We start from the raw sequence: 11,735 nt of genomic DNA, 5'->3' as shown, positions 1-11,735 counted from the left end.
CTCTTCGCCCTTACCTCTCGATCGTGCCGACACGGCGGATCTTACGCTGCAGCTGCATCACACCGTAAAGCAGCGCCTCTGCCGTCGGAGGACAGCCAGGTACGTAGATGTCGACCGGCACGATGCGATCGCAGCCGCGAACGACGCTGTAGCTATAGTGATAGTAGCCGCCGCCATTGGCGCAGCTACCCATCGAGATAACGTATTTCGGTTCCGACATCTGGTCGTAAACCTTGCGCAGCGCAGGCGCCATCTTGTTGCAGAGCGTGCCTGCGACGATCATCACGTCGGACTGACGGGGCGATGCACGCGGAGCGACGCCGAAACGTTCCATATCGTAACGCGGCATGTTCACGTGGATCATCTCGACCGCGCAACATGCGAGGCCGAAAGTCATCCACCACAGCGAACCCGTACGCGCCCACTGGAAAAGGTCCTCGGTGCTGGTGACGAGGAAACCCTTGTCGTTCACTTCTGTCTGAAGCGCGTTGAAATAGTCCTGGTCGGGCTGGCGCACGTCACCCGGCTGGGCAGTCGGCTGCAGCAGGGCATCGCGTCCGTGCGGGCTGGAGGTCATTTGCTGGCTCATATCAGTCCCAATCCAGTGCGCCCATCTTCCATTCGTAAGCGAGGCCGATCGCCAGAATGAGAAGGAAAATCACCATTGAAATCCAGCCCGTCCATCCGGTGATGTCGAGGCTGACAGCCCACGGGAAAAGAAACGAGGCTTCGAGGTCGAACAGCAGGAACGAGATCGCGACAAGGTAGAAGCGAACGTCGAACTGGCTGCGGGCATCGTCGAATGCGGGAAATCCGCACTCGTATTCGCTGAGCTTCTCCGCATCGGGAGCGTGCGCGCCGGTCAGGCGGGATACGCCCATCGGCAGGAACACGAAGGCAGTCGACAGGACGACTGCGATGAAGAGGAAGATCAGGATCGGTAGATATTGTTCGAGGTCGACCACGAATGATTCCTAAGCGGGGCTTGGTTCGGGCACGCCTCTAGGCCCCTCGCGTGACAGGTGCAAGGGTGCGAAAGGCGCAATTCCCGTAAGCATGATTGCAGCAGACGCACAATCGACGTCAGTCGAGAGGCAATCTTCGTATCTGCGTCGGCGCGAAGGGCTTGTCCTGCGCAGTCTGCCCCGCGACCCAACGGTCCCACTGCCCATTACCGACATAATAAAGTGCATCAGGAGCAAGGTAACCGGAAAGGGGTTCGGTCCAGTCGTGGTGAGATACCTCCAGATTGCGCTGGCCGACCACCGATTTCCCGTCGGACGAGAGCTGCAACGCCACTATCCGCATAGGGCTGGTGCCGTTCTGTACGGCAATCAGCTCGTCTCCGCGGCGCCAAAGGCCATCGATCCCATCGAGCGGGAACGGGCCTTTCGCCGGGACCAGGTGAACGTCGCCACTATCGAGGTCGACAGCAGCAAGCCCATAGCGATAATCGCTCACGTAAAGCCGTTTTCCGTCGTCGCTCGTGACCAAGCCCTGTGGCGAGCGGAAGGTGCCGGGAGCAACGAGAATCTCGATGGTCTCGGCACCCGATAGGAGACGGTAGATGCCGCCTCCAACCGGATCGCTGGCGTAGATGGTGCCATCGGGCGAACGATGAAGATCAGAAAGGTTCGACCCTACAGGCGCAGGAAAGAAGCGCGGTGCGTCGCCAGGAAACCTGATGCCCACCAAACCGGAGAAATAGGGCTGGCCTGCATCTGAGCCATCGATCTTGCCCGATGCCGCCAACACGAGGGCGCGCCCGGGATCATAGACAATTCCGCTCAAATTTCCGGCTCCCTCGAGGGTATGTTCGCTCCAGTTGCCGCGCGGGCCCTTCCCCCACAAGTTTTTGCCGGACACGGAGCTGACGGCGATACTACCGCCCAACAAATCCATCAGAACGCTCTCGACCAGACCGGCATCCGCAGGCACCGTCGCCACAATTTCGCTTCGTTCCAACGGCTCGGGAGGCTCACGTAGAAGCCTGGTGGCTCGCTCCGCGTACTCCTCACCGACAAGCTTGGGGATCTGCGCCCGTGCAGTGGATGAGAAGACATACCCCCGATCGTTCAGCCAGGACAGGGTCCCCAGCAGGTCCTCGTAAGTCTCAGCTTCAAGCTGTGCATTGAGCAATCTAAGGCGAACCGAAGTGCTGTCGGGAAACGACGATGCCAGGTTCTCTAGGCCTTGCAGGTCACGAACCTGCCCGGTCTCGGAGTTCGCTCCTGCCCAAGCCAACTCTTGCGGGTCTGCCCCGACATCGGCCAGAGAATACTGGCTGCATCCAGCGAGAAGGAGGGCGGCGCTCGCAAGCAGCGCCCTCATTTCATCATCTTGTCGATCGCTTTGCGTGTGGCATCGCCATACGGCGGCTTGAAACCGGCCAGCTTGGCAACGTCGATCTTCGGCTGGGTGTAGACGCTGCGCGCATGGCTGAATTCGCGGAAGCCCTCGATACCGTGATAGCTTCCCATGCCGGAAGGACCGACCCCGCCGAATGGCAGGTCGTCCATGGAAACGTGGAAAATCACGTCGTTGACGGTGACGCCGCCGCTGATCGTCTTCGTCAGGACCTTCGACTGCTCGTCGGAATCCTGCCCGAAATAATACAGACCCAGCGGACGGTCGTGCTCGTTCACATGTTCGATCGCCTCATCCATGTGGCGATAGGTCTTTACCGGCAGGACCGGCCCGAAGATTTCCTCCTGCATCGCCTTCATGTCCTCGGTAACGTTCTTGAGGATCGTCAGAGGCATCTTGCGGCTGTTGGTGTTCGAGAAATCCTCATTGCCCGGATTGACCTCGATGACCTCCGCACCCTTGTCGCGCGCGTCGGCAACCAGGCCCTGCAGGCGGTCAAAATGGCGGTCAGTTACGACGCTTGCATAATCGTCGTTGTCGAGCAGCGTGGGATACATGTTGGCCGTGCCCTGCCAGACACCGTGGATCGCTTCGTCCTGCTTGCTTTCTGGAACATAGAGATAGTCGGGCGCGAGGCAAATCTGGCCCGCGTTCATCATCTTGCCCATCGCGATCCGCTCGCCAGCCTTCGCAAAATCGGCGCTCTCGCCCATGAACACGGGGCTCTTGCCTCCAAGCTCGAGAGTGACCGGGACCAGGTTCTTGGAAGCCGCCTCCATGACCTTGCGGCCCGTTGCGGTCGAACCGGTGAAGACAAGGTGGTCGAACGGCAGTTCGGAGAACGCTCCGGCAATTTCCGGGCCGCCGGTAAACACGGCGCACTCGTCCTCGGTGAAATATTCCTCGACCAGCTCTTTCATGAGCAGGCTGGTCTTCTCCGTGAATTCGCTCGGCTTGATCATCGCCCGGTTTCCGGCAGCGAAAATCTGCATCAGCGGTCCGAACGTGAGGTTCACGGGGAAATTCCACGGGCTGAGGATGCCGATCACCCCTTTGGGTTCATAACGGACCTCCGCCTTTGCCCCCAGCAGGCCGAGCGGGAACTGCACGTGGCGCTTGTCCGGCTTGGCCCAGCCATCCATGCGTTTGAGGCAGTATTTTCCGAAGTTTATCGTGCCGACGATGTCGGTCATCATCGATTGCTGCGGCGAGCGATTGCCGAAGTCTGCGCTCATGACCTTGCACAGATCGTCGGCGTGGTCTTTCAGGAGCTTGATCGAACGCTCGATACGATCCTTGCGCAACGCCATGGGCTCGGGCCGCATCTGGTGGTGAGCCGCGCGTTGCTTGCGAAGGACCTCTTCCATCCGGTTCAGTCGCTCATCGGCCATGATATTCTCCCTTGGTCTGTGTTGCGCCGCAGCGACGCCTATCCTATCTCGGTGGCAAGATATTCCAGAACCAGAGGACCAGCACAAGCATGACCCAGTTCAGCGCAAACGATCCCGTCGTAATTCTTTCCTACGCCCGCACTCCCATGGGCGGCATGCAGGGCGCCCTTGCCGACGTATCCGCAACCGATCTCGGCGCGACGGCAGTCAAGGCCGCGGTGGAGCGCTCTGGCGTCGCTGCCGACAAGTTCGACCGGACCTACATGGGCTGCGTCCTTCCCGCAGGCCTCGGCCAGGCCCCTGCCCGCCAGGCCTCGATCAAGGCAGGCCTCCCCAAATCCGTCCAGGCAACGACGGTGAACAAGGTTTGCGGCAGCGGCATGCAGACCGTTATCATGGGCGCCGAAGCCCTCGCGAGCGGCACGGTGGACTATGTCGTGGCCGGCGGCATGGAGAGCATGACCAATGCGCCTTACCTCCTCAAGAAGCACCGCTCCGGCGCGCGCCTCGGCCATGACACGACCTATGACCACATGTTCCTCGACGGCCTGGAGGATGCCTACGAGGAAGGCCGCGCGATGGGCACTTTCGCTCAGGACACCGCCAACGACTACCAGCTGACGCGCGAGCAGATGGACGAATATTCCATCGAATCGCTCCGCCGCGCGAATGCAGCCATCGACAGCGGCGCCTTTGCCGACGAAGTGGTCCCCGTCACCTTCTCGACCCGCAAGGGCGACGTAACGGTCGAACACGACGAGCAACCCGGCAAGGGCCGCCCCGACAAGATTCCGCAACTGCGCCCTGCCTTCGCCAAGGATGGCACGATCACCGCCGCGACGTCCTCTTCCATTTCCGACGGCGCAGCTGCCGTGGTGCTGACCCGCGAGAGCGTGGCCTCGGCAAACGGCCAGACTCCGGTCGCGAAGATCGTCGCAATGGCCGCCCATGCGCAGGAGCCTTCCGAATTCACGGTCGCTCCGGTCGGCGCGATCAACAAGGTCCTCGAAAAGGCCGGCTGGTCGGCCGACGATGTCGACCTGTGGGAAGTGAACGAAGCCTTTGCCTGCGTCGCGATGTTCGCGATGCGCGACATCGGCATCCCGCACGACAAGATCAACGTCAATGGCGGCGGCACGGCACTCGGCCACCCCATCGGTGCAAGCGGCACCCGCATCATCGTCACCCTGCTCAATGCGCTCAAGCAGCAGGGCAAGAGGCGCGGCGTAGCATCGCTGTGCATCGGCGGCGGCGAGGCGACTGCCGTTGCCGTCGAACTGGCCTGAGGTGACTTTCGACAGCCAACGGAACGGCAGGAGGGGCCGACGCGCCTCCTGCCGTCCGATCGCTGCCGTGCTCCTGCTTACAGCCTGCAATCAGGTTCAGTCCGAGCCCGAGCCAGCGCAGCAAGCTCCCTCCCCAGAGGAAATCGCCGGGACCTACGAGGCGACGCTGGCCGATGGTTCCACCATCCGGCACACTCTGAATGCCGACGGGACCTATCTCGACTTGGACGCGGATGGGAACCCGGTCGAGAACGGCAACTGGCGGCTGGAGGGAACCCAGATTTGCTACGATCCCGAAGGCAGCGAGCCTGAAGCCTGCTACGACCAGGGCACAAATGCATCGGTGAAACGGATCGAAGCCGAGGCACCGACCCCCGAGTGATCAGGGCTCGCCCGCACCCCAGAGGCGGGCTTGCTCGATATATCCCGCCCGGTTCCCCACGGCGAATTCGCACCAGCCCTCGTCGCAATCGCCAAGCGTACCGACGACACCGGGCTCCACGCGCCATTTGACCGCACCGCCGGTTTCCGGATCTGCGAGAATGGCCCCCTCGCCTTCGCCGATAACGATGGCTGCGCGATCGGGTGTCAGCAAACGCGAGACGACCCATCCGCGAGAACCGTCCGGATCCTCGATCAGGCGCCATCCTTCCATGATGCGCAAAACCTTCACCGGAAGTCCCTTGCGCCGGTAGACCCACGCAATCTTGTAGTCCGCACTCGGCCCAACTCTCATGTTGAGTTCGGTGGCCCGAATGCTCGCCCAGTAAGGCACTTCGCGATCCTGCGCAAAGGCAGGCGACGCGAATGCGAGCATCGGGACAAGCAGGAGGAGAAGCGGCACTCGCGACATGGCGGTAGCTGTAGAATGGCGAGGGTTTCGCTTCAAGCATCGCTTGACCGTTTCCCGCACGTAAGCGTAGCGATGTGAACAACATGAGCGAGCACGACACTTCATTCGACCGACCCGAAAAGCGCCTCGACAGGACGCCACGCGTGACCGTTACGCGCCACCTCGCCAAAGCGGTGGAACAGCGCATGTCCGAACTGTTCGATGCGCGGCTCAACACGGATGATCACCCGATGGACCGCGATGCGCTCGTCGCCGCGATGCAGGACTGCGACGTGCTGGTTCCCACGGTCACCGACCGCATCGATGCGGAGATGATAGAGGCTGCCGGAAGCGACCTCGGCCTCATCGCGAATTTCGGCGCCGGGACAGAGCATATCGATCTCAAGGCCGCGGCGAAAAAGGGCATCTTCGTTACCAACACGCCCGGTGTATTCACCGACGATACGGCCGATCTGACCATGGCCGGGATCATCGGCGTTCCCCGGCGCATCCGCGAGGGTGTCGAGCTTATCCGGAGCGGCAAGTGGACCGGATGGGCCCCCACTGCCATGCTCGGCCGCAAGCTTGGCGGAAAGACCCTCGGCATCGTCGGCATGGGACGGATCGGCCAGGCCGTTGCGCATCGCGCACGCGCTTTCGGACTGGAGGTTATTTATCACAATCGCAAGCGCCTCCCCGAGGCGATCGAGCGGATGTTCGGTGCTCGTTACGTCGAAAGTCTCGACGATCTGGTGGCCGAAGCGGACATCCTTACCCTGCACTGCCCCGCAGATGCGGAAAACCGCCACATGATCGACGCGCGCAGGCTCGGCCTGATGAAAGAGGGTGCGAGCCTCATCAACACCGCGCGCGGCGACCTCGTCGATTACGAGGCGCTGATCGCCGCGTTGGAGAGCGGCCAGCTCGCCGGCGCAGGTCTCGACGTCTATCCGGACGAACCCAATGTGGACGAGCGGCTGATCCGGCACCCCAATGTCATGACCCTGCCCCACATCGGCAGCGCAACGCGCGAAGGCCGCGAGGAATCGGGCATCAAGGTCATTGCCAATATCCGCATGTGGGCCGACGGCCATCGGCCGCCCGACCAGGTGCTGAGCGGTTTCTGACACCGAAGGTGACAAAGGCGACAGGGTGTCGCCTTCAGACTTCCAGTCTAAACCACTGGAATATTTAAGCTTTTGATCGCCGGCGGCAGGGTGACACCTCGCCCGCCGCATTTGTACCGCACGGTCATGCAGAGGCGCCGCAAACCTGCCGGGAAAGTCCTGAGGATTACGGCGAGGCATAGAGGCATGACGAGCACAAATCAGGCGAGTAGGAAAAGACTTGCTGCACGCCCGCTTCGATCAGCGGCATTGCAATGTCGTTCAGGACCTCTAATCGCTTGTCGACATGGATGAATTCTCAAGCCGGATCGAAGCGCTCGAACACCAGTGGATGCGCGCCTGGGCCCAACGCGACCGCAACGTGATGAAGACGCTCGCGTCGAAAGACTTCATTTTCCTGCTCGGATCGAACAGCCCCGCGATCCTCGACCGCGCAAGCTGGCTGGAGGCGGCGACCACCCGCTTTCGCTGCAACGGCTATCGCTTCGACGAAGTTTACGTCCGCCGTCACGGCAATATCGCGGTTTTCGCCACCCGCATGACGCTCGACGCGACCATGGGCGACCATGACTGGTCGGGCGAAACCTGGCTCATGGACCTGTGGCAAAAGGGCAAGGTGCGCCGCAAATGGCGGATCGTCGAACGCACCATCTCGCGGCCCGATACGGACGGCAAGATGCCCGATGCCATCAGGTCGATGCAGTTGTGGCGCTAGGCCGGCTATCTAAAATCCAGCTGGCAAGTAACGCTTTGCACTCTGGGCGAGATCATAGAATCGTATGGCGTCGACGGTGCTAATATCATGCAGGTGTGCAGCGCGATTTCTTATTTTCGACAAATCTAACAGCAGAGCATAGCCCGGCTCATTAATCTGCCCTTCTTTTTTAAGAAAATCAATCAACCTCCGGACCGACGCTCTGACTGGATCGGAGTATCCTAGCTGTGCCGCTAGAGAAGTAATTCTCTCATCAATCGACGCCCAAGCATCCAAAATCGCTGCAGCAGGTGAAATCTCGAGGAGTCGTTGGAAGCGATCATCTGGCAGCTCTAAGCCCTCCACCTGGGCAAGGGGATCAACTTGCTCGACGGTCTCCTCAATCCTATCGAGCTCACTCGAAAGATCGATAACCTTGTCGCCCCAGGTGAATCTCTTAACCGAACCGATAATTCTGCTCAAATCTTGTCGAAAGATGAGCAAAAAAATTAGGCCAACTAGGGGCCAGGCTAATTCCCCTGCGAGTTTGGCAAGATTGGGTTCGAGATCAGGAACGATTACAAACCAACCTGAAACCGTCCTGAATAGCCAAGTCACAATAGGGGCTTTGGCAGCTTCAAGCGTGAGGCCTGCCACAACGACTAAAAGGAAAATCGCCGAACGGTCGCCCCTCATCTAATCAGTCCCCCGTCAAAATCCGTTCGACCAGTTCCTTCACCGTGGGGGTGAAGTTGTTCGAATAGAACGGGTCCTGCTTGAACCGGTAGGCAGCATGGCCCGCGAAGGCGAGGTTCTCGTCCGGGTCGCCGCCATGGGCGATGTCCTGCAGCGTCTTCTGGATGCAGAAGCTGCGCGGGTCGGCGAGACGGCCGGTAGTGTGGTTGTCGTGATCCTTCCAGCTCGAGAACTGGCAGTGCGACAGGCAGCCCATGCAGCCCTGCTGGTCGGCACGGATCTGCTCCGCGCTTTCGGGCGTCACGAAGACGACGGTATCGTCCGGGGTTTTCAGCGCTTCGGTAAAGCCTTCGTGCATCCACGCCTGCGCCTTGCGCTGGTCACCCGGGTGGACGAAGAAGTACTTCGCCTTGCCGTGGTCCGACAGCGGGATAGTGCCCTCTTCCTCGTCGCGCTTGAAGATCGGAATCTGGCGCTCCGAACGGTGCATCAGATCGTAAAGGAACGGCGTTTTCACCGCGCTCGAATAGAAACCGGTCGGGCTGAACTTGTGCAGCAGGACGTCGCCCGGCTCGACCGTGCGCAGCATGTCCTTCCAGACCTGCGGGATCGGGCTTTCTTCGGTCAGCAGCGGGCGCGTGCCGAACTGGAAAGCGATCTTGCCGAGCTCCGGATTGTCGATCCAGTCGTTCCATTCGCGCAGGAACCATACGCCGCCCGCCATGACGATTGCCGTATCTTCGGAAACACCTTCCGCGCGCATCGTTTCGCGCAGGGCCTTCACGCGCGGATAGGGATCTTCCGGCTTGGTCGGGTCTTCCGCGTTGGAAAGGCCATTGTGGCCGCCCGCCAGCCACGGATCTTCGTAGACCACGGCGGCGAGGAGGTCCGGAACCTTCGAATAGCTGCGCTTCCACAGGGCGCGGAAGGCGCGCGCGGACGAGACGATCGGCAGGTAGTTGACGTTATAGCGCTGGGCGATTTCGGCCAGCTTGTAGGGCATGCCTGCGCCGCACGTGACGCCGGTGATCTTGTCGGCGCAATTTTCCAGCACGCCTTCGAGCACCTGCTGCGCCCCGCCCTGTTCCCACAGGACGTTGATGTTGATCGCGCCGCGGCCTTCGGAGATTTCGTAGGCGCGGTTTACCTGCTCGGTCGCGCCGTCGATGGCGTAGCGCACGAGCTGTTCGAAACGCTCCACACGGGTCGCCTGCGGATAGACCTGCGGGATCGGGTTGCCGTCCTCGTCATAGCTGTCCGCATTCACGGCGCTGACGGTGCCGATGCCCCCGGCTGCCGCCCAGGCGCCGGAGCTTGCGTGGTTGGTCGCGGAGACGCCCTTGCCGCCTTCGATAAGCGGCCAGACTTCGCGTCCACCATAGACGATCGGGCTAAGACCCTTGAAACTCATGCAATCCTCTTTCCCTGATTGGGCACTTTGTCGTGCCTTAGCCCTCGTTGCCGCTATCTGCGCGGCAGGGCGTTATCTCTTCCGGCTCTGGCCTGTTAGCCGCTGCCTTGAACTGTGCATAGTACCCCGAAAGCTCGGGCGCGTCCTTGAATGCCACGAGCTCGTAACCGACCCGGCGGAATTCGCACGACAGCAGCAGGGGATCGATCCCGTGCTGGTCGGTCGGGCGATCGACGTCCACGACGATCACCTGTCCTCCGTCCCGCAAGGCCGGCCACATGTTCCACAGGAACTCGTAGGGCTGCTGGATCTCATGGTACATGTGAACCATGAAAATCCGGTCGAAACTGTTGTCCGGCAGGCGCGGATCGCTGGGTTCGCCCAGCCTGATCGACACATTGTCGAGCCGCTGGCGTTCGACCCGCCGCCCCAGCCTCTGGATCGCTTCGGGGTCGATGTCCTGTGCGAGCACCCGTCCGGAGTCGCCCACGCGCGGCGCGAGGCGAACGGTGTAATAGCCATTGCCCGCGCCGATATCGGCCACGGTCATGCCCGGCTCGATTTCCGCCAGGTCCATGACCTTCTGCGCTTCGCCGCGGCTGTCGCGGGCATCTTCGGTCGAGAACTGGTAGGAGATGACCTCCGACACGGGCCGGTCAGGCTCGGGGAATACGGCTCCACCATCGGTGTCGCTCATGACCGCATCGCATCCGGCAAGGGTGCCGAATGCAATCAGGATGAGCGGGGCGCGCCTCACTCGGCGTCCTCCACCTCGACCGTTTCGCCGGTGACCCGCTGTGCCAGAGCCGCCGAAATGAACGGATCGAGCGCGCCGTCGAGCACGTCGTCAGGCGTTGGCGAGGTCACGCCTGTGCGCAGGTCCTTGACCATCTGGTACGGCTGCAGGACGTAGGAACGGATCTGGTGTCCCCACCCGATATCGCTCTTTTCCTGGTATTCGCCCGATGCAGCCGCTTCGCGCTCCGCCATCTCGCGCTCGAACAGGCGCGCCTTGAGCATGTTCATCGCGGTGGCGCGGTTCTTGTGCTGGCTGCGGTCGTTCTGGCTGGCGACCACGATACCGGTCGGCTGGTGGGTGATACGCACGGCGGAATCGGTCGTGTTGACGTGCTGTCCGCCTGCACCCGATGCGCGATAGGTGTCGATCTTGAGGTCGGCCGGATTGATTTCGATGTCGATATTGTCGTCGATCACCGGATAGACCCAGACCGAACAGAAGCTGGTGTGGCGCCGCGCCGAGCTGTCATAGGGGCTGATGCGGACGAGGCGGTGGACGCCGCTCTCGGTCTTGGCATAGCCATAGGCGTTTTCGCCCTTGAGCAGCAGCGTCGCCGACTTGATGCCGGCCTGGTCGCCCGCCTGGTATTCCACCGTTTCGACCTTGAAACCGCGGCGTTCCGCCCAGCGCGCGTACATGCGAAAGAGCATTTCCGCCCAGTCGTTGCTTTCGGTACCGCCCGCGCCTGCGTGGATTTCCAGGTAGGTGTCGTTGGCGTCGGCCTCGCCGGAAAGAAGCGCCTGCACCTTGTCGCGGTCGGCCCGGTCGGCGAGCGCGGCAAGGCTCGCGAGTCCTTCGTTTGCGATATCGTCATCGCCCTCTGCTTCGCCCATTTCGACGAACTCGATGGCATCGCCCATTTCGCTCTCGATTTCGCGCACCGTGTTGATTGCGGTTTCGAGGCGCTTTTGCTCCTGCGTGATGGCCTGGGCCTGCTTGGGATCGTCCCACAGGGTCGGGTCCTGGACCCGCGCGTCGAGCTCGTCCAGCTGGCGCAGTGCATGGTCCCAGTCGAGCGACTGGCGCACAAGCGCGAGAGCAGCTTCGATACGGTCGATATTGGCCTGCCCTTCGGCACGCATAAGTCGAATTCCTTGTATTCCGTTGGTTCGCCCACCTAGCGCGCAGGCCG

13 protein-coding genes are annotated in these 11,735 nt (G+C 61.5%); 4 read left to right on the top strand and 9 right to left on the bottom strand.

Features of this window, described 5'->3' with window-relative positions:
• Positions 1 to 10 precede the first annotated feature (10 nt).
• From LCM24_RS12525 to LCM24_RS12510, 4 genes are all read right to left on the bottom strand, one after another.
• Positions 11 to 577 carry a NuoB/complex I 20 kDa subunit family protein gene (locus tag LCM24_RS12525; protein WP_245755806.1) on the bottom strand — a complete coding sequence of 189 codons (567 nt, stop codon included), beginning with the start codon at positions 575 to 577 and terminating at the stop codon, positions 11 to 13.
• A 13-nt stretch (positions 578 to 590) separates the two neighbouring features.
• On the bottom strand, positions 591 to 965 hold the full coding sequence (ndhC, locus tag LCM24_RS12520) for an NADH-quinone oxidoreductase subunit A (RefSeq protein WP_090479351.1): 375 nt from the start codon (positions 963 to 965) through the stop codon (positions 591 to 593).
• A gap of 118 nt (positions 966 to 1,083) precedes the next feature.
• Positions 1,084 to 2,331, bottom strand: a complete 1,248-nt coding sequence (locus LCM24_RS12515) for a hypothetical protein (protein ID WP_224804790.1) — start codon at positions 2,329 to 2,331, stop codon at positions 1,084 to 1,086.
• Positions 2,328 to 3,758, bottom strand: a complete 1,431-nt coding sequence (locus LCM24_RS12510) for a coniferyl aldehyde dehydrogenase (RefSeq protein ID WP_224804788.1) — start codon at positions 3,756 to 3,758, stop codon at positions 2,328 to 2,330. Before LCM24_RS12510 ends, LCM24_RS12515 begins: the two co-directional genes overlap by 4 nt.
• Positions 3,759 to 3,847: 89 nt before the next feature.
• Here LCM24_RS12510 and LCM24_RS12505 point away from each other — a divergent pair, with 89 nt between their 5' ends.
• Both LCM24_RS12505 and LCM24_RS12500 read left to right on the top strand, forming a co-directional pair.
• Positions 3,848 to 5,044: a thiolase family protein gene (locus LCM24_RS12505; protein WP_224804786.1), complete on the top strand. Its 1,197-nt coding sequence runs from the start codon at positions 3,848 to 3,850 to the stop codon at positions 5,042 to 5,044.
• A 67-nt stretch (positions 5,045 to 5,111) separates the two neighbouring features.
• A complete protein-coding gene (locus tag LCM24_RS12500; protein ID WP_224804784.1) occupies positions 5,112 to 5,426 on the top strand; it encodes a hypothetical protein in 315 nt (104 codons plus the stop codon).
• Here the strand turns inward: LCM24_RS12500 and LCM24_RS12495 are convergent, their stop codons facing one another.
• Positions 5,427 to 5,897 (bottom strand): SH3 domain-containing protein, encoded by a 471-nt coding sequence (locus tag LCM24_RS12495; RefSeq protein WP_224804782.1) that lies wholly within the window; start codon positions 5,895 to 5,897, stop codon positions 5,427 to 5,429. It abuts the gene before it with no gap.
• An 83-nt stretch (positions 5,898 to 5,980) separates the two neighbouring features.
• On the opposite strand from LCM24_RS12495, the gene LCM24_RS12490 reads away from it, so the two are divergent.
• Together LCM24_RS12490 and LCM24_RS12485 are read left to right on the top strand one after the other, a co-directional pair.
• The gene (locus LCM24_RS12490) at positions 5,981 to 7,003 is read left to right on the top strand and encodes a 2-hydroxyacid dehydrogenase (RefSeq protein ID WP_224804780.1); all 1,023 of its coding nucleotides are present in this window, start codon (positions 5,981 to 5,983) and stop codon (positions 7,001 to 7,003) included.
• Between the two features lie 286 nt (positions 7,004 to 7,289).
• Complete coding sequence (locus tag LCM24_RS12485; RefSeq protein WP_224804778.1) at positions 7,290 to 7,718, top strand: nuclear transport factor 2 family protein; 429 nt, start codon at positions 7,290 to 7,292, stop codon at positions 7,716 to 7,718.
• Positions 7,719 to 7,727: 9 nt separating this feature from the next.
• Here the strand turns inward: LCM24_RS12485 and LCM24_RS12480 are convergent, their stop codons facing one another.
• The 4 genes from LCM24_RS12480 to prfB are packed head-to-tail and all read right to left on the bottom strand — an operon-like array spanning position 7,728 to position 11,685.
• On the bottom strand, positions 7,728 to 8,393 hold the full coding sequence (locus tag LCM24_RS12480) for a hypothetical protein (RefSeq protein WP_224804776.1): 666 nt from the start codon (positions 8,391 to 8,393) through the stop codon (positions 7,728 to 7,730).
• A gap of 4 nt (positions 8,394 to 8,397) precedes the next feature.
• Positions 8,398 to 9,804, bottom strand: a complete 1,407-nt coding sequence (locus tag LCM24_RS12475; protein ID WP_224804774.1) for an NAD(P)H-dependent flavin oxidoreductase — start codon at positions 9,802 to 9,804, stop codon at positions 8,398 to 8,400.
• 37 nt (positions 9,805 to 9,841) lie between these two features.
• On the bottom strand, positions 9,842 to 10,501 hold the full coding sequence (locus LCM24_RS12470; RefSeq protein WP_224804979.1) for a class I SAM-dependent methyltransferase: 660 nt from the start codon (positions 10,499 to 10,501) through the stop codon (positions 9,842 to 9,844).
• A 56-nt stretch (positions 10,502 to 10,557) separates the two neighbouring features.
• Positions 10,558 to 11,685 (bottom strand): peptide chain release factor 2, encoded by a 1,128-nt coding sequence (gene prfB / locus LCM24_RS12465; protein ID WP_224804772.1) that lies wholly within the window; start codon positions 11,683 to 11,685, stop codon positions 10,558 to 10,560.
• Positions 11,686 to 11,735 lie beyond the last annotated feature (50 nt).

It is taken from the genome of Qipengyuania aquimaris (genome assembly GCF_020171965.1).
Taxonomy (GTDB): domain Bacteria; phylum Pseudomonadota; class Alphaproteobacteria; order Sphingomonadales; family Sphingomonadaceae; genus Qipengyuania; species Qipengyuania aquimaris_A.
Note: the sequence above shows the minus strand (reverse complement) of the source record. Positions and strands in the feature narration are given on the sequence as shown.

Coding starts and splice junctions, on each gene's coding strand:
- LCM24_RS12525 (WP_245755806.1), bottom strand. CDS start 577: ATGACCTCCAGCCCGCACGGACGCGATGCCCTGCTGCAGCCGACTGCC.
- LCM24_RS12480 (WP_224804776.1), bottom strand. CDS start 8,393: ATGAGGGGCGACCGTTCGGCGATTTTCCTTTTAGTCGTTGTGGCAGGC.
- LCM24_RS12475 (WP_224804774.1), bottom strand. CDS start 9,804: ATGAGTTTCAAGGGTCTTAGCCCGATCGTCTATGGTGGACGCGAAGTC.
- LCM24_RS12470 (WP_224804979.1), bottom strand. CDS start 10,501: ATGAGCGACACCGATGGTGGAGCCGTATTCCCCGAGCCTGACCGGCCC.
- LCM24_RS12495 (WP_224804782.1), bottom strand. CDS start 5,897: ATGTCGCGAGTGCCGCTTCTCCTCCTGCTTGTCCCGATGCTCGCATTC.
- LCM24_RS12510 (WP_224804788.1), bottom strand. CDS start 3,758: ATGGCCGATGAGCGACTGAACCGGATGGAAGAGGTCCTTCGCAAGCAA.
- LCM24_RS12515 (WP_224804790.1), bottom strand. CDS start 2,331: ATGAGGGCGCTGCTTGCGAGCGCCGCCCTCCTTCTCGCTGGATGCAGC.
- LCM24_RS12505 (WP_224804786.1), top strand. CDS start 3,848: ATGACCCAGTTCAGCGCAAACGATCCCGTCGTAATTCTTTCCTACGCC.
- LCM24_RS12490 (WP_224804780.1), top strand. CDS start 5,981: ATGAGCGAGCACGACACTTCATTCGACCGACCCGAAAAGCGCCTCGAC.
- prfB (WP_224804772.1), bottom strand. CDS start 11,685: ATGCGTGCCGAAGGGCAGGCCAATATCGACCGTATCGAAGCTGCTCTC.
- LCM24_RS12485 (WP_224804778.1), top strand. CDS start 7,290: ATGGATGAATTCTCAAGCCGGATCGAAGCGCTCGAACACCAGTGGATG.